Annotated in this window: 12 protein-coding genes and 4 tRNA genes; 8 read left to right on the top strand and 8 right to left on the bottom strand. The window is 60.4% G+C overall.

Annotated elements, in window-relative coordinates:
• Positions 1 to 10 precede the first annotated feature (10 nt).
• Entirely contained in the window at positions 11 to 1,117 is a 1,107-nt protein-coding gene (locus KYK33_RS00220; protein ID WP_042043937.1) for an efflux RND transporter periplasmic adaptor subunit, read from the bottom strand.
• 24 nt (positions 1,118 to 1,141) lie between these two features.
• Positions 1,142 to 1,705: a TetR/AcrR family transcriptional regulator gene (locus KYK33_RS00225; RefSeq protein WP_042043935.1), complete on the bottom strand. Its 564-nt coding sequence runs from the start codon at positions 1,703 to 1,705 to the stop codon at positions 1,142 to 1,144.
• Positions 1,706 to 1,940: 235 nt separating this feature from the next.
• On the opposite strand from KYK33_RS00225, the gene KYK33_RS00230 reads away from it, so the two are divergent.
• The 4 genes from KYK33_RS00230 (at position 1,941) to KYK33_RS00245 (ending at position 2,393) form a co-directional block, all read left to right on the top strand.
• Positions 1,941 to 2,017, top strand: a tRNA-Arg gene (locus KYK33_RS00230).
• 48 nt (positions 2,018 to 2,065) lie between these two features.
• Positions 2,066 to 2,141 (top strand) — tRNA-His (locus KYK33_RS00235).
• A 32-nt stretch (positions 2,142 to 2,173) separates the two neighbouring features.
• A tRNA-Leu gene (locus KYK33_RS00240) sits at positions 2,174 to 2,258 on the top strand.
• Positions 2,259 to 2,316: 58 nt separating this feature from the next.
• A tRNA-Pro gene (locus KYK33_RS00245) sits at positions 2,317 to 2,393 on the top strand.
• 86 nt (positions 2,394 to 2,479) lie between these two features.
• Here the strand turns inward: KYK33_RS00245 and pyk are convergent.
• Positions 2,480 to 3,931 (bottom strand): pyruvate kinase, encoded by a 1,452-nt coding sequence (gene pyk, locus KYK33_RS00250; protein ID WP_224431666.1) that lies wholly within the window; start codon positions 3,929 to 3,931, stop codon positions 2,480 to 2,482.
• Between the two features lie 82 nt (positions 3,932 to 4,013).
• A complete protein-coding gene (locus KYK33_RS00255) occupies positions 4,014 to 5,351 on the bottom strand; it encodes an MFS transporter (RefSeq protein ID WP_224431667.1) in 1,338 nt (445 codons plus the stop codon).
• A 351-nt stretch (positions 5,352 to 5,702) separates the two neighbouring features.
• Here KYK33_RS00255 and KYK33_RS00260 point away from each other — a divergent pair, with 351 nt between their 5' ends.
• Genes KYK33_RS00260 through KYK33_RS00270 form a run of 3 tightly spaced genes read left to right on the top strand, consistent with a single transcriptional unit; the run spans position 5,703 to position 10,640 of the window.
• Positions 5,703 to 6,941, top strand: coding sequence for an ABC transporter substrate-binding protein (locus tag KYK33_RS00260; protein WP_224431668.1), 1,239 nt, complete (start codon positions 5,703 to 5,705; stop codon positions 6,939 to 6,941).
• Positions 6,938 to 9,349 carry an ATP-binding protein gene (locus tag KYK33_RS00265; RefSeq protein WP_224431669.1) on the top strand — a complete coding sequence of 804 codons (2,412 nt, stop codon included), beginning with the start codon at positions 6,938 to 6,940 and terminating at the stop codon, positions 9,347 to 9,349. Before KYK33_RS00260 ends, KYK33_RS00265 begins: the two co-directional genes overlap by 4 nt.
• Positions 9,350 to 9,362: 13 nt before the next feature.
• Entirely contained in the window at positions 9,363 to 10,640 is a 1,278-nt protein-coding gene (locus tag KYK33_RS00270) for a sigma-54-dependent transcriptional regulator (protein WP_224431670.1), read from the top strand.
• Between the two features lie 126 nt (positions 10,641 to 10,766).
• Here KYK33_RS00270 and KYK33_RS00275 read toward each other — a convergent pair whose 3' ends face one another.
• The gene (locus KYK33_RS00275; protein WP_224431671.1) at positions 10,767 to 12,410 is read right to left on the bottom strand and encodes a methyl-accepting chemotaxis protein; all 1,644 of its coding nucleotides are present in this window, start codon (positions 12,408 to 12,410) and stop codon (positions 10,767 to 10,769) included.
• Positions 12,411 to 12,609: 199 nt separating this feature from the next.
• Between KYK33_RS00275 and KYK33_RS00280 the strand changes: the two genes are divergently transcribed.
• A complete protein-coding gene (locus KYK33_RS00280; protein WP_224431672.1) occupies positions 12,610 to 12,924 on the top strand; it encodes a hypothetical protein in 315 nt (104 codons plus the stop codon).
• A gap of 68 nt (positions 12,925 to 12,992) precedes the next feature.
• Here KYK33_RS00280 and KYK33_RS00285 read toward each other — a convergent pair whose 3' ends face one another.
• From KYK33_RS00285 to trmH, 3 genes are all read right to left on the bottom strand, one after another.
• Positions 12,993 to 13,793 (bottom strand): Cof-type HAD-IIB family hydrolase, encoded by an 801-nt coding sequence (locus tag KYK33_RS00285; RefSeq protein WP_042041217.1) that lies wholly within the window; start codon positions 13,791 to 13,793, stop codon positions 12,993 to 12,995.
• A gap of 141 nt (positions 13,794 to 13,934) precedes the next feature.
• Entirely contained in the window at positions 13,935 to 14,975 is a 1,041-nt protein-coding gene (locus tag KYK33_RS00290) for an alpha/beta fold hydrolase (protein ID WP_224431673.1), read from the bottom strand.
• On the bottom strand, positions 14,965 to 15,711 hold the full coding sequence (gene trmH, locus KYK33_RS00295; RefSeq protein WP_224431674.1) for a tRNA (guanosine(18)-2'-O)-methyltransferase TrmH: 747 nt from the start codon (positions 15,709 to 15,711) through the stop codon (positions 14,965 to 14,967). The genes KYK33_RS00290 and trmH overlap by 11 nt, the downstream gene beginning before the upstream one ends.
• Positions 15,712 to 15,822 lie beyond the last annotated feature (111 nt).

Raw genomic sequence — 15,822 nt, forward strand, 5'->3', positions numbered from 1 at the left:
ATCTCCGCGCTTACAGCATCGGTGCTTGTGCCGGGACGGCCAGGGCATCGTTTTTCTCAACTTTGACCTTGGTGTCGTTACTCAATCGCACCTGTCCAGACAGCACCACTTCATCACCGGCCTTGATGCCGCTCAGGATATGGGCGTCATTGCCGCGGCGCTCGCCAACCTTGACCACATGTTGGGTGACACGTTTGACGCCGTCCTTCTCCTGGATGACGTAGACGTTCTGGCCATAGAGGGTGAAGGTGATGGCATTTTGGGGCAGCACGACCTGGTCTTTGATGGTGGGCAGCACAATGCTGGCGCGGGCAAACATGCCGGAGCGCAGTTTACCGCCATTGTTCGGGATGTCCGCCTGGACCTGGATCAGGCCGCTCTGATAGTTGACCGCCGGCTCGATGGCGCTGATCTTGCCGCTGAACTCGGTTTGCGGGTAAGCATCCACGCTGATCTTGATGGTCTGGCCCAGGGATATCTTGGAGATATCGGTCTGGGGCACGGTAAAGCGCAGACGCATCACGCTGATATCTTCCAGACGCACTATCTCGGTACCCGGTTCCATGTACTGGCCGAGGAAGACATTACGCAGACCGACGACACCCGCGAAAGGCGCGCGTACTTCCCGGCGGGCTATGGTCGCCTTCAGACTCTCAATATCGGCCTCCAGGGAGCGATAGCTGGCCTCGGCATCATCGAGCTGGTCACGGGAGATGGAGTTCTTCGTATAGAGGTTCTTGTAGCGCTCGAACTTGGCTCGGGCGGCAGGCAGTCTGGCGGTGGAGGAGCGCAGGTTGGCTCTCTCAACACCCGAATCCAGGCTGATCAGCAGTCGATCGGCGGTGACGGCCATGCCTGATTCGAAGGCGATCTTGTCTATGGTACCCGCCAGTTCGGTCGACAGCGTGACCCCCTGGTTTGGTTCGACGAAGCCAATTGCCTCTATGGTCGGGACCCAGTCCTGGGGCTTGATAACCATGGAGGTGACAGGGAATTCGGGCTCTGGCCTGTTGGCCATGAACTCGGCGATCTTCTTCTGCTTGAACATATTGAAGCCGATAACACTGCCAAACAGGGCCAGCGCGATCAGCAACATGATGGCCATCCACTTTTTCATGAACAGATTCCTGATAGAGAAGTTTTAGGGTTGTAATATGGCTTGCCAACTGGCGCGTATCACGGCTTCCTGCTGTGTATCGGTCAGGGTCAACTTATGCCCCCTGCATTGTTGTAGCAAGAGGGCAACACTGTCCAGGCTGAGGGATTGCAGCACCCTCAGCGGTAAATCGATAAACAGTCCTGTTATACGACCTCGCTCAAAAAACCGATCTAATGGTTCCCATAGCGCCATGATGACGGGGTCGCGTTCCAGTTCCGAGGCCAAAGGCGAGCACTCATACTGCAGTTTGCAGATGATGGCATTCGGGTCGGACGTAAAAATGTGATGAATATTGAGCCACAACTGTCGGTATTGCTCGAAAGATGTCTCTTCTATATTCACGTCATTCAGTATCTGCTCACGGCACCCCATGATGGTGTGCCGATAAAGCTGGCGGATCAAATCTTCCTTGTCGCTAAAATAACGATAAATAGTTCCAGTTGCTACCTTCGCTTGCTTGGCGACCATGGCAATGGAGAGCCCATGGAAGCCCTGCTCGGCGAGAATATCGTGTGCGGCATCGAAGATGCGCTCTTTCTTGTTCATGGTCCTTGGGATGCCACTGAATGAACGTTCATTCATTTTAGGGGCATGTGAGGGCAAGTCAAGGAGGTAGAAGCAGTAGAAACAGGGGATCCTGGTGCCAAATCAGGCCTAATGGCTGATTAGTTGTTACAAATGCTGCCAAGTGATTGAAAAAACAGCACTTGAATCAATGAAATAAAAAAAGAGTAGACAAGCAGGCTCAGGTAATGAATAATCCGCCCCGTTCGACAGCGTGGCGCCCGTAGCTCAGCTGGATAGAGCGCTGCCCTCCGGAGGCAGAGGTCACAGGTTCGAATCCTGTCGGGCGCACCATCAAACGTGCGCTGATTAGCGGGCGTGTTGTGGAACAAAACAGCTGTGGTGGCTGTAGCTCAGTTGGTAGAGTCCCGGATTGTGATTCCGGTTGTCGTGGGTTCGAGCCCCATCAGCCACCCCATTTAAGCTGTAGAGTGACAGTTAGTTCGGTATGCGAAGGTGGCGGAATTGGTAGACGCGCTAGCTTCAGGTGTTAGTGCCTTAGGGTGTGAGGGTTCGAGTCCCTCTCTTCGCACCATGCTGACTGTAAGCAAAGGATGACAAAGTCATTTTTTGTGTGGCAGTACAAAATTTCTCGGTGATTAGCGCAGCCCGGTAGCGCATCTGGTTTGGGACCAGAGGGTCAAAGGTTCGAATCCTTTATCACCGACCATCTTTAGAAAAACCCCGCTTAGGCGGGGTTTTTTGCATTCCGGATCCTGCGATTCGGCCCTCTCTGTTCAGAGCCAGGCCTCGCCATCAGCAGGCAAACGCCACAGGATCAGTGCTCAGGGGCACTAGGCGACAGACATCCTCATGACCATATCCCTCCAAGGCATCAAGTTGGCTGATCAACAGAGAGTCGAGCCCGGTCAGCTGGTTGGCCTGGCGCAAGGTGGCGATCAAGTGGTCATGGCGACTATCTGTCTGCGTCTGTTCGAAGTAGATGGGGCGCACGCCACGCAGTATGGCCATCTGATTGAGCAAGGGCCTATCGCTGGAGAGGGCCCAGAGCGGGTTGTCGAGATGGGTGCGGGAGAGGGCGATGACGGCAGCGCCCTGGCGAGTCAGCACGGCAATACCGCACCCCTTGTTCTGTCCGAAGGCGGAGATCATGGCAGCCAGCGCCATGCCGTGGCCGGGTTGCTCCTGTGAGCCGATCTTCTGCCAGAGTGGCTGCCCGAATAGCGCCTCTTGCTCTGCACCGAGGGCGATGCGGGCCATGGCCTCAACGGCTTCACCAGGATAACTGCCTGCGGCAGATTCCGCCGAAAGCATCACGGCGTCGGTACCGTCCATGACCGCATTGGCGACATCCAGCACCTCGGCCCGGGTTGGCATGGGGTTGGTTATCATGGACTCCATCATCTGGGTCGCCGTGATCACCGGGCGACCAAGCAGGCGACAGCGCTGGATTAGTCTCTTCTGGACGCCGGGCAGTCTGGCGTCGCCTATCTCGACGCCCAGATCCCCTCTGGCCACCATGATGATGTCGGCGGCGCGGATGACGTCATCCATGGCCTCGACGGAGGCGACCACCTCGGCCCGCTCCACCTTGGCAACGATGGCGGCCCTGCTGCCGGTGGCCCGGATCAATTGCCGCGCCTCCTGCAAGTCTGCCGCACTGCGCGGGAAGGAGACGGCGACGAAGTCGGCGCCCAACTGGTGCGCCGTCACGATGTCCAGCTTGTCTTTCTCAGTCAGGGCCGGTGCGCTCAGGCCGCCCCCCAGCACGTTGATCCCCTTGCGATTGGACAAGACGCCCCCGATCAATACTCGGGTGTAGACCCGGTTCTTTGCAATGTGCTCCACCTTGAACTGCAGGCGGCCATCGTCGAGCAACAACATGTTGTCGACCCTGACCTCATTGACCAGTTCGGGGTAATCGAGGCCGACGCGCTCCTGGTTGCCCTGCGTGGGATCCAAACTGGCATCCAGAATGAAACCATCCCCCGGCAGCAGTCGTATGCTGCCCTCTGCGAAGCTGGCGATCCGGATCTTGGGGCCTTGCAGATCGGCCAGTATGCCGATGTGCACCCCGAGCCGGGTCGCAACCTCGCGGATCCGCCGGGCGAGTTGCTGATGCTGTTCACTGGAGCCATGGGAGAAGTTGAGTCGAAACACATTGGCTCCCGCCAGGATCAATTTTTCCACCATCTCCCTGGAGGAGCTGGCCGGGCCTAGGGTAGCGATAATCTTGGTTTTACGCATGGGGTGGACTCTCTGTCTGGGGGCGTGACATAAAAAAGGTGGTCAAGAGACCACCTTTTTATTGGGTTCATTTGCGTGATGGTCAGTAGTTGACGACTTTTTTGGCTTTCCACACCGTCAGGGCGAGCAACATGGAGATGACCGAAGCACCAAGCCAGAAGTACTGGGCACTGCTGAAGTCGTAGTGAGTGACCCCGTCGACCACGCTGGTCTTGATGAGGGCGGCGGAGACCAGCTCCTGGCCGGAGGCGGCGATGTAGGAGCAGAGGCCGATGAAGCCTTTCACGGCGCCGACGGCGGTCTTGGGCATCAGGTCACAGGCGGTCAGACCGGCCAGGAACACCACCAGACCACCGATGGAGTAACCGATCAGGGAGAGGGCGACGGCGTCCATCATGCGGCTCTGGGGGCCCCAGAACATCAGGCACATACCGGCGATGTTGGCCAAGCCGTACAGCAGGGTCGGGATGTGGCGGTTGGAGTTGAATACCTTGTCGGAGATGATCCCGGCCAGGATGGCGCCGACGAAACCGGCGATGGGGTAGGCGGACATGGCAAAGCCGGCATCGATCAGGCTGTATCCCTTCTGCTCTTGCAGATAGAGCACGGCCCAGGAGCTCATGGCGTAGCGGGACATGTACATGAAGGCACAGGCGGCGGCGATGAGCCAGACGGTCGGCTGCTTGAGGATGAACATCTGGGCGCGGCGGATCTCGGCCGGCTCGACTTTCTTGGCGATCTCCGGCTCTTCACCGAAGGCGACGGCAGGCTCGGGCAGGGCATAAGTCTGCGGGCGGTCCTTCAGGGCCAGGAACATGAAGATGGCGGCGATCCCGGAGGCAATACCGGCCCCGATGAAGCCCGCTTGCCAGCCGAAGTAGCTGACGACGGTCGCGGTCAGTATCCAGGAGATGCCTTCACCTATATTGCGGGAGCCGCCCCAGATGGAGTAGACGGATCCACGCTGCTTGGGGGAGAACCACTGGAAGATGGAGACGCAGGAGGGCGCCGAGCCGATGGACTGGAACCAGCCGTTCAGGCCCCACATCAGCACCAGGAAGAAGGTGGCCGTGTTCATGCCCATGAAGATGGTACAGACGGCGGAGGCGCCCAGGGCGACCGACATGAAGCGGCCTATGTTGGCGTAATCCGACAGGAAGCCATTGGAGAACTTGCCGACCGCGTAGGTGAACAGGAAGGCCGAACCGATGACACCCAGTTCATCCAGGGTGACGATCCCGGCATCCAGCAACGGTTTCTTGACCACGTTAAGGCTCATGCGAACCACATAAAACATGGCGTAGCCCAGTACCAGGCCCAGGAATACCTGCCACTGATACTTGCGATAGATGGATCTTATCTTGTCCGGCGAGGCGTCCATGACCGGAAGGTCGGCTCGCGTCTTGAAGAAGTTGAACATGGTACTCTCCGTGAATAATTGGGTACTAAAGTGCAGAGATGTTCTGCCATAGTGCAAAGTTGCTCTGCCGTCCTTGGCATAGTAGGTAGGGATAACAGGGGTCAGCAAAGCCGAGAATTTGGGTCAGAGATGACTCAACTGACTGATTTGATGAGTCATAAATGACATCTTCCGGCTGGTTCGATCTGGGGGGATCACCGAAAATGAGAGGGATGAATGGGGGGGAATGGGTCAGGAGTGGCTCATGCCACCGACCACGAATATTTCACCATGTTCCGGATCTTTGAGCTGTCGCACAAAATCCGTTCACCACAGGATGCGTCCCCCCTTATGCAGAGCCCTTGCCGACCGTTGTTCATACTCACTATCGCCTGCTGGCTGTGCAGCGCTGGGGTTCAGGCGGCAGCGCTGACCGTGCTGACCTCTTTCTCGGAGAGCCCGACTCAGGCCATGGTGGAGGGATTTACCCAGCGTCATCCCGAGGTCAAGATTGAGGTTATCTACCGACGCACCCTCTCGGCCCAGCGGCTGCTGAGCCAGTGGGATGGCGCCCCTGTCGACATGGTGCTCTCCTCCTCCCCCACCTTCTTCCACTCTCTGGACAAGGCGGGCCTGCTCGCCCGCTTGCCCGTGCACACCCAGCCTCCCGCCTGGTTGAGTCCGCATATTCTCGGCCTGGACGGCAAGGTGGCCGTGGTCGGCTATTCCGGGATCGGCATCATGTATAACAGGCGCTATCTCGAGAAATACCGGCTGCCGGTGCCGCACGACTGGCAGAGTCTGGCGGATCCGGTGTTCATGGGGCATGTGATGATGAGTTCTCCCTCCCAGTCCGGCACGACCCACATGATGGTGGAGAGCATCTTGCAGCAATATGGCTGGCAGCAGGGCTGGGCCATCCTGATGCAGATCGGCGGTAATCTCTCCGCTATCACGGCGCGCAGCTTCGGGGTCAGTGATGGCATCAGCCGTGGCCTGGCAGGGGCGGGGCTGGTCATAGAGAGCTATGCCCGCACCAGTCAGGCACACTTCGACTACATAGGTTTCACCCCCCTGCGTCAGGGCGCGATACTACCGACCTACCTGGCGGTGATGCAGGGCAGCCAACAGTCGGCGTTGGCGGGTCAGTTCATCGACTTCCTGCTCTCCGCCGAGGGACAGGCCGTGGTCGGTACTTCCGAGATGGCGAAGGTGACACTCACCGAACCGCAACTGGCGCAGCAGACGGACTTCGTGCTCGACAAGGAGTTGCTCTATCGCCGTGCCAGTCTGCTAAAAGTGCTGTTCGAGCAGACCATCACCCAGCAACTGCCCAGCTTGCGGCTGACCTGGCGAGGCATCGACGAAGCCGATGGGAACGGGAGCGGCAGAAGGGCCGCCCTGATCGCGCAGGCCAGAGTGCGGGCCAGCACACCGCCGCTTACCGAACAGCAGGCGCAGGATCCGGCACTGTTGGCGCTGTTTGACGATTTCTACGAAGGGGACAAGGCGAGCCCGCAGGCGGAGCGCATGCTGCATCAATGGCGTCAACTCACCCAGGACAACCTGAATGCGGCCATGGCGCTGGTCGAACAGGCGGCGCAGCCATGAGGGGGAGAGGCTGGTGGCTGCGCTGGCCCAGCACCCTGGGACGGCGGCTCACCCTGGCCTTCATCGCCATCACGATACTGACCCTTGGCATGGGGGTTACCGCTTATGTGATGTGGGACAGGCTCGGTCGCCAGGTCGGGATGATCGTCGAGGAGAACCTGCCGGCTATCGACGGGGCCTACCAGTTGGAGCGCGCCAGCTCGCGCCTGCTGTTGCAGCTGGCCCAGCTCAGGGACACGGGGGATCTGGGTGACTATCAGCGCCTCTCCCGTCAGGTATCGACGACCTTGCAGGAGATGCGCCAGGCCTCCCTCGCCAGTTCCCCTGACCACAAGGAAACCCCGAGCCAACGTCAGACCTTCGCCGAGTTGGGGGGGCAGGTAGAGCGTCATGCGGGCTACCTGCGTCAGCAGCTGGATCATCAGGCCACATTGGCACAGATACAAAAACGCAGCGCCTGGCTGCATCAGGATCTGGTGGATGAGGTGGCCCCTCTGCTGCAAGAGGTGGAGTGGCACCTGACGGCGATGGTCGAGGACAAGAAGCAACAGGGCACCCTGGGGGAGATCATCAAGGAGTTCTCTACCCTGCAGGATCTCACCTTCAAGGAGAATGAGCTGCAGAGCCTGGTGGAGGAGGTGATCAGCCAACGCTATCAACAGGATCTGGAGAGCGCCTTCCTGTTTATCGGCTACAAGATTGCAGAGATAGACACCCTGACGGCCCGTCTCGCCGATTACCCCTCGACGGTGAGTTATCGTCAGATCCTCAAAGAGATAGTGACCCTGGTCAAACCCGGCGGCCAGCTGCAACGGCTGCTAGGGGAGGATGTGCGCACCCAGCAACAGCTCATCGCATTAGGTCCCCTGCTCGATCGCTCCGTCTCCCGCTACCATGCCAGGGTGAGCCTGCTGGTCACCGATGCCAACCACGCCCTGCGTACCCTGGCGCAGGACAGCAGCCGTCAGGTGGCAACCGGCAAGCGGGTGATCCTGGTGGTACTGGGTACCTCGGTGCTGATCAGTGGCTTCGTACTGGTGGTATTGATCGGACGGCGGCTGATCCAGCGTCTCGATATCCTCAGTCAGGATCTGGCCGGGGTGGCGGCCGGCCAACTGGATCAGCCCATCAAGACGGTGGGGCGTGATGAGATAGGGCGGCTGGGGGAGAGCCTGCGCAGCTTCTGCGAGCAGTTGCAGCAGATGGAGAGAACCAATGCCCTCAATCTCATCAACAATACCCAGGCCAGTCTGATTACCTGCTACCCGGATGGCACCATAGAGTCGGTCAACCCCAGTGCGTTGGCCCTGTTTCAGCAGACAGCCATCGAGCCGGATCAGCCGCTCTGGCAAGTGTTCCCCGGGGAGGCGGGTGCCCAACTGGCGGCACAATTCCAGCCCGATCAGCCCTTGCTGCAGACCGGCAGCAGTGAGTGCACCCTCTCGGCCGAGCTGGCGGGAGAGCTGCGCTTTCTCCATTTCAATTTCCGCCGCTTCGAACAGGCCAGGAGGCCAAAGTTCATCATCACCATCACGGATGTGACCCGCCAGGAGCTGACGGCCCGTGAGTTGGGGCGGCTGGTGGCGGAGCGCACCCTGGCGCTGACCGAGAATAACCAGCGGCTGGCCGAGGAGGTGACCCAGCGGGAGCAGGCGCAGCGCCATTTGCTGCAAACCCAGGATGAACTGATCCAGGCCGCCAAGATGGCGGTGGTGGGTCAGGCCATGACCAGCCTGGCCCACGAACTCAATCAACCCCTGTCCGCCATGATGACCTACCTCTATACCAGTCGGGTGAAGCTGGCGGCCAAGGAGGGTCAGGGGCTGGGCGAAGAGCTGGACAAGATAGAGCGGCTGGCCCAGCGCATGGGCCGCATCATCACGGCGCTGCGCAATTTTGCCCGCAAGTCGCCAACAACCAGTGCTTTGTGCCGCCTAGACTTGCATGAACTGGCAGAGCAATCCTTGCTGCTGGTGGAGAACAGGGCCAAGCGTGATGGCTGTCGTTTGTCCAATGAGCTGCCCGCCGATCTCTGGATCCAGGCCGACCCGGGTCTGGTGGAGCAGGTACTGGTCAATCTGTTGGTGAATGCGCTGGATGCCATCGCTGGCCGGGAGCGACGGGAGATCAACCTGTTTGCGATCGAATTGGGGGGCGGGCGGCTGGGCATTGCGATCTGCGACAGTGGTCCCGGCTTCGACGAGGCCATGTTGCCCAAGCTGTTCACCCCCTTCACCACCAGCAAAGCGGTGGGGCTGGGATTGGGGCTGACCATCTGCCGCTCCTTGCTGGAACGTTGCCATGGTCAAGTCTGGTTGGGCTCTGCCCTGTCCAGGGGCGCCATGGTGGTGCTGGAATTTGTTGCCGATAAGGTCGATGTGTCCACGGGCGCCGACGGCCATGCATGACGGAGTATTGCCCATGTTGTTAACCCGCAGTCGTATCCCCGATGTGCTCCTGGTGGATGACGATGAAGATGTGCTGGACTCTTATTGCCATCTGCTCACCCTGTCCGGCTATCAGCCGAAGGCGACCACCAGTCCGGAGGAGGGGTTGGCCCTGCTGGACGCGCACTGGCCCGGAGTGGTGATCTCAGACATCTATATGCCGGCGATGAATGGCCTGGATCTGCTGGCCGAGCTGCAACGGATCGATGCCGAGATCCCGGTGATCCTGATCACGGGCCATGGCGACATACCGCTGGCGGTCAAGGCGGTCAAGCAGGGTGCCTTCGATTTTCTGGAGAAGCCCCTGAACCCGGAGGCGCTGCTGGCGCTGCTGGCCAGGGCGCTCGAACAGAGGCGCAACATACTGTCCCATCGCAGCGAGATCCAGACGGCGGTCGATCATCAACTGATCGGCACCAGTCCGCAGATAGTGGCCATCCGCCAGCAGCTCAACCAGTTGGCCCAGACCGACAAGGATCTGATGCTGGAGGGGGAGCCTGGCTGCGGACGCCATACTCTGGCCACCTTGCTGCACAGCATCAGCGATCGCAAGGAGGGTCCCCTGCATGTCCATGATGGCGCCACCTCCCCCGAACTGGCCGAGATCAGGGCGAGCCTGACCCTCTGTGCCAAAGGGACGCTGGTCTTGCAGGCTCCCGCCCGGCTCAGCCCGGAGAGCCAGCGTTGGCTGGGGAGTTATCTGCTGGAGCAGGAGCGCAATGGCAACAAGGCGCAGCGCACCATCGCCTTGTTTGATGAGGCCCCGGAGCGGCTGGTGGAGCGGCATCTGCTGATGCCCGAGCTCTATTACTATCTCTCTCAGGTTAGGATCAAGCTGCCTCGCCTGGCCGAGCGCAGCTGTGACATCATTCCCCTGTTTCGCACCTTCCTGCGTCAGGGCTGCAAGCGGATAGGCCGGCCCCTGCCCCAGGTGGACAGACCCTATCTCGAGACCCTCAAGCGCCACCAGTGGCCCGGCAATATCCGGGAGCTGCGCAACGTGGCCGAGCTCTATGCCGTGGGCATCATCAAGCTGGCCGGGGTTGAGCGAGCCATACCGGCTGCCAATGCCCGGGAGCCCCTCGACGACCTGGTCGAAGAGTACGAAAAGCGCATCATAGAGGACACGCTCTTCCTCTTCTCCGGCCGGGTGGCCGAGGCCGCCAACTACCTTGGTATCCCCCGTAAAAAACTCTACCTGCGCATGAAAAAACATAATCTGGACAAGGAGTTGTTCAAGCCACAGAGCTGATCAGGCTCACCCTGAGCCATCAGAGCCATCAGAGCCATCAGAGCCATCAGGGCCATAAGGGCCATCAGAGCCATCAGAGCCATCAGGGCCATCAGAGCCATCAGACTGAGTCATCAGACTGAGCCATCAGAGCCTGAACTGGCGAATGGTGATCGCCAGCTGCTGGCTCTGCTCTCCTAATTGGGCGCAGGTCAGGCGTACCTGCTCCAGGCCCGTCAACATGGCGCGGCCATTGCTGGCGACGGCTTGCAGGTTCTGGTTTATCTCGCCACTGACCTCGCTCTGCTCATGAGCCGCGACCCTGATCTGATCGTTCATCTGGTTGATGATGACGATGGCCTGGCTCATCTGGCCGAGGTTGGCACGGGTCTGATGGGCCTGAGCCACCACCTGGTGGCTCTGTTTGCTGCTGGCGCCCATCCGCTGCACCGCCAGCTGACTGCCCTGCTGCAATCGCTCTATCATCTGCTGTATCTCCCCGGTGCTGTGCTGGGTCTTGCTGGCCAGGTTGCGTACCTCGTCGGCCACCACGGCGAAACCCCGCCCCTGTTCCCCGGCGCGAGCGGCCTCGATGGCGGCGTTGAGCGCCAGCAGGTTGGTCTGCTCGGCGATGCCACGGATCACCGCCAGCACGGTCGAGATGTGCACCACATCCTGCTCCAACCGGGTGACACCCTGCTCCGATGCCTGAATATCCAGGACCAGCGCCTCCAGGGCCGTCACCGTCAGATGCAGATCCTCGCTGGCGCTCTGGACCTGTTGGGCAGCCTCGCTCGAGGCGCTCGCGGTCTGACTGGCATGGGCCATCATCTGACCGCTGGTGGCACTCTGCTCCTCCACTGCGGCCGCTATCTGGTCACTTTGCTGTTGCTGGCTCAGACCGTTGTCGACCATCTTGGTCATCAGCTCATGGAGCTGAGTCGAGGCGGACTGGACGGTGACGACGGTCTGGCTGACATCACCGACTATCTGATGCACCCGGCTGATGAAGCGGTTGAAGGCGGTGCCCAGGGCGCCTATCTCATCCCGACTGTGGATGCTCAGCCGCTGGGTCAGGTCCCCCTCGCCATCGGCGATGTTGGCCAGGGCCTGCTGCATATTGCGCAGTGGCTGCAGCATCAACCGGGTCAGGCACCAGGTCAGCCCTATGGCAAACAGGACGGCGGCCAGGGTGCCCAGGCTCATCAGCTGCTGGGCATGCTGGCTGGACGCCTGGCTCTGCGCCATCAAGGTCTCTCTGCTCAGCGTCACCGCCTCCTTGAGCAGATTGAGCTGCTTGCGGATGGAGGAAAATTGCCGCTCGGCCTCATCGAAATGGGTTGCCAGATAGTTGCTGGCGGACTGGGGATGGGCAAAGACGGTGCCATAGTGCGGCAACCAGCGATCGAACTCTGCCAGCATCAGATCCAGGCTGGCCTGATGCTCCACCCCGAGCAGGCCGCTCGCGATCAGGCCTTGTACGTCGGCTAGCCGGGCTCTGGCCTTGCTGCTGTTGTCGATGAACTCCTGATGCTGAAAGGCGAGGTTGCGCTCGGTGAGACCACCGACGATCAACCCCTGGCCCGCCGCCACTATCTGGTAGAGATCCCGGTAGGCATCCTCCAGGGCGTTCTGAACCGGCAATATCTGTTCGGTTACCGTCCGGTTGATCCGCTGCTGTTCACTGAAGCTGCGGTAGGCCACCGCCATCACGGCGGACATGATGAGCAACACCATCAGGATGGGTACCCGTAACTTGGTGGTAAACGAGAGCTTGTTCAGAAGGGTCATGGGGGCGTTGCCGTGGTGAGGGAGGAGGGCCACATTATCGGAGCTGGCGAATTTTTGATCTCGACAGGGGTCACGGATCGCGGCCCAGGATGGCGGAATTTGGGTTAGTGAGGGCCCAAATTCGGTATTTGTCCATTGCGGGAGCCCTTGAGGTATTTCTGACCAATAATCAGGGAGCTGAGTCTGCGAGGGGATGGCTATGAGATGTCCAAGGTGTTTGCGCGAGGGGGTCGACAAGGTGCTGGATGAGCGGGTGGGGCGAGCCTGCTCGCTGGGGATGGGGGCCGCGGGCGGCTATGCGGGGGCGGCGACCCTCGCCAAGTCGGGAGCCATATGGGGAGGAACTTTGGGGAGTCTTGGCACCCCCATTGGGGCTCTGCTGGGGGCCATCTGCGGTGGTCTGCTCGGCGGCCTGGGCGCCGGAACCGTTGGCTGGCTAGTGGGCCGTGCCCTGGATCGGCGTCTCTCCGAGGAGTTCTTCTGCAAGGCCTGTGAGCACAGGTTCAAGCGCTAGCCACTGGCTGAGATCCGATTAAAAAAACGCCCCCGACTGAGCGGGGGCGTTTTTTATGACTGGGTGGTTCAGGCGGGCAGCGAGAACAGCTGCTCCAGATAGATGGCCACCCCATCCTCATCGGAGCTGAGGGTGCGTGCGTGCTCGGGCAGCGCCAGCTTGAGGCGGTCATGGGCATTTTCCATCACCACACCGCGCCCAACCATGTCCAGCATCTCGAAGTCGTTCATGCCATCGCCAAAGGCCACCGCCTGGGACATATCCAGCCCATGCTGGGCCAGTACGGCCTGTACGGCATTGCCCTTGTGGACCCCGGCGTGCATCACCTCGAGGCAATCCGGCAGGGAGAAGGTGACATTGAGGCGGTCACCATACCGGGCATTGAGTTCGGCCTCTATGCTCAGCAGCTTCTCGTGTTCGCCGATGTAGAACACCTTGCTGATCTGCTCCTTCGAACAGCTCTGGAGATCGGTCAGTCGATAGCTGAAACCGGACTCATCGTGGAAGTTGAGCAGCCAGGGCAGCTCCTCTTCCACCAGCCACTCATCCCCCTGGTAGACGTTGAGATGAATGCTGGGATCCCGGGGCAGGGCGATCAGCTCGGCGGCAACGTCGCTTGGCAGGGACTGGTTGAACACCAGCCGATCCTGCTTGTCATGTACCATGGCGCCATTGGAGGTGATGAGATAGATGTCCAGCCCCAAGGCGTCGCGAATGGAGCGAACATCCACGTGATGACGGCCTGTGGCGACCACGAACTTGATGCCCTGGGCCACCAGACGGTGCAGAGTGTCGCGGGTGCGGGGAGAGATCTGGTGCTGCTGGTTGAGCAGGGTACCGTCGAGATCGGATACAACTACCTTGAACATCGTTACCTCGGTTTCACGTGAATGCCGGGGCAGTTTACCCCAGCCATCCCACTGGCCCCATTTATTTAGGGTTACAAAAAATAAGCAGCTTTTGAGTGTTTTGTGAAGCATGCCGCCACGCAGATGGCGGCATGCCCGGGTTCAATAGCGGCCAAAGAAATCGAGAATGGCGGTGAGGGCGGGCAGGCGTTTGTCATCGCTTTCGATAAATAGCTCATGCCAGGCACCCTCGATCCGCAGGGGTTTGCCTCCTTCGCAGGGGGCGCGCTGGCAGAAATCGAGTTGGGCCTGGTTGTCGACCACGCTGTCGGCCCCCGCTTGCAACAGCAGCAGCGGCGTCTTGATCTTACCGGCCTCCTGGATGGCGCGCTCGCCACCCATCATGCCCTGATGGATCCAGTGGGCGGTGGCGCCGCCCAGCTTGACCTGAGGGGTCTGCTCATATTGCTGACGGAACGCGGCATAGCGTGCCTGGCTGTGGGTCAGCTCGTTATCCGCGAAGCCCTGATCCTGATATCCCCCCTGGCCTGGGCCATAAGGCGGCTCCCCGAACCAGCCCCCGACGGTGCCTATGGTGGCGGCGACTCCCTTGGCGAGCCAGTGGGGCAACCCCCCCAGGTTGATACCCATCATGGGTGAAGAGAGCGCGGCCGCCTTTATGTCATCCGGCCAGCGTTCCAGATAGCGAGCCGAGATGGCGCCACCCATGGAGTGGGCCAGCAGGAACAGCTTGGCGGGCTTGTCGGCCATGACGACGTGATCGTGGAACTGCTTGAGATCGGCGACATAGTCTTCGAAGTCGACCACATACCCCTTCTCCTTGTCTGCCAGCAGGCGGCCGGAGAGCCCCTGGCCACGGTGATCGATGAGGTAGAGGCTATAGCCCTGACGCCACAGATCCCGGGCCAGCTCCTGATACTTGAGGTAGGTCTCTACCCGGCCGTTGACGATCATGATGGCGCGATCGCTGTCTGGATTGCGCAGCACGGCGTAGCGGATGGGGATCCCGGCCTTGCCCTGAAACTCCCCCTCGCGGGCGTGGTCGCGCCAGAATGCGGGTAGCGTCTCTTCATAGAGGGCAGGCAGCTCGGCTTCTGTGGTCAGCTGATAGGGATTGTTCACGGCTAAGGCTCCGGCGGATAGCAGGGTCAGGGCCAGCAGGGGCAGGCAGCTAAATTTCATCGGATGGACACTCCATATCCAGGGGGTCATCTTGTTGCGCAGCCCAGCCCTTGCGGGTCAGCTGCATGCGTTGCCACCAGGCGTCATCGGCCAGGATCTCGCCTTGGGAACCCAGCGGCGGGTAGGGCATATCTTTCTCTTTGCAGAGTTGGGCATAGATGGGATAGCCCCCCTCGAACAAGATGGCATTCTGCTCCTCGGCGTCGAGGGGGCAGCCACGTTGATAGCAGCCGGCCAGCTCACGTTGGCGCTGGGCCTCATACAAGATGGCGGCGGCGGCGACCGAGACATTGAGGGACTGCACCATGCCGACCATGGGGATGACAATATGGTGATCGGCCAGGGCCAACGCCTCCGGAGTGATGCCGAACTTCTCCTGGCCGAGCAAGATGGCGGTGGGTTTGGTGTAATCAATCTGGCGAAAATCCACCGACTGCTCCCCCAGATGGGTGGCCAGGATCTGCATGCCGGCGGCCTTGAGATCGGTGATGGCGCCCTGGATGTCGTTATGGAGAGAGATATCGACCCAGTTCTGGCTGCCGCGGGCCGTGCCCTTGCGCTTGTGGATGCTGTTCTTCGGCCAGACCGCATGCACCCTGTGGATGCCCACGGCATCGGCGGTGCGCACTATGGCGGCCAGATTGTGCGGCTTGTGGACCTCTTCGAGGCAGACGGTCAGGTCGAGCTGGCGCATGGCCAGCATGTCGGAGATGCGTTGATAACGTTCGGGGGTCATGGCTGTCTCTATCAAGTCTGTGGTGCCTGTGTCGTCATCTGGCACGGGCGAAGGGTCGACCCGGGCGCCAGCTCAGTGAGCCGAGGCGGTGCGTCGCCCTGAAAGCATCAG

The organism is Aeromonas rivuli, from assembly GCF_020149575.1.
In the GTDB taxonomy this organism is placed as follows: Bacteria; Pseudomonadota; Gammaproteobacteria; order Enterobacterales; family Aeromonadaceae; genus Aeromonas; species Aeromonas rivuli.

Bases quoted from the DNA above. Each gene is read 5' to 3' on its own strand.
- KYK33_RS00275 (WP_224431671.1), bottom strand. From the start codon at position 12,410: ATGACCCTTCTGAACAAGCTCTCGTTTACCACCAAGTTACGGGTACCC.
- KYK33_RS00270 (WP_224431670.1), top strand. From the start codon at position 9,363: ATGTTGTTAACCCGCAGTCGTATCCCCGATGTGCTCCTGGTGGATGAC.
- KYK33_RS00225 (WP_042043935.1), bottom strand. From the start codon at position 1,705: ATGAACAAGAAAGAGCGCATCTTCGATGCCGCACACGATATTCTCGCC.
- KYK33_RS00265 (WP_224431669.1), top strand. From the start codon at position 6,938: ATGAGGGGGAGAGGCTGGTGGCTGCGCTGGCCCAGCACCCTGGGACGG.
- KYK33_RS00290 (WP_224431673.1), bottom strand. From the start codon at position 14,975: ATGAAATTTAGCTGCCTGCCCCTGCTGGCCCTGACCCTGCTATCCGCC.
- KYK33_RS00220 (WP_042043937.1), bottom strand. From the start codon at position 1,117: ATGAAAAAGTGGATGGCCATCATGTTGCTGATCGCGCTGGCCCTGTTT.
- pyk (WP_224431666.1), bottom strand. From the start codon at position 3,931: ATGCGTAAAACCAAGATTATCGCTACCCTAGGCCCGGCCAGCTCCTCC.
- KYK33_RS00285 (WP_042041217.1), bottom strand. From the start codon at position 13,793: ATGTTCAAGGTAGTTGTATCCGATCTCGACGGTACCCTGCTCAACCAG.
- KYK33_RS00255 (WP_224431667.1), bottom strand. From the start codon at position 5,351: ATGTTCAACTTCTTCAAGACGCGAGCCGACCTTCCGGTCATGGACGCC.
- trmH (WP_224431674.1), bottom strand. From the start codon at position 15,711: ATGACCCCCGAACGTTATCAACGCATCTCCGACATGCTGGCCATGCGC.
- KYK33_RS00280 (WP_224431672.1), top strand. From the start codon at position 12,610: ATGAGATGTCCAAGGTGTTTGCGCGAGGGGGTCGACAAGGTGCTGGAT.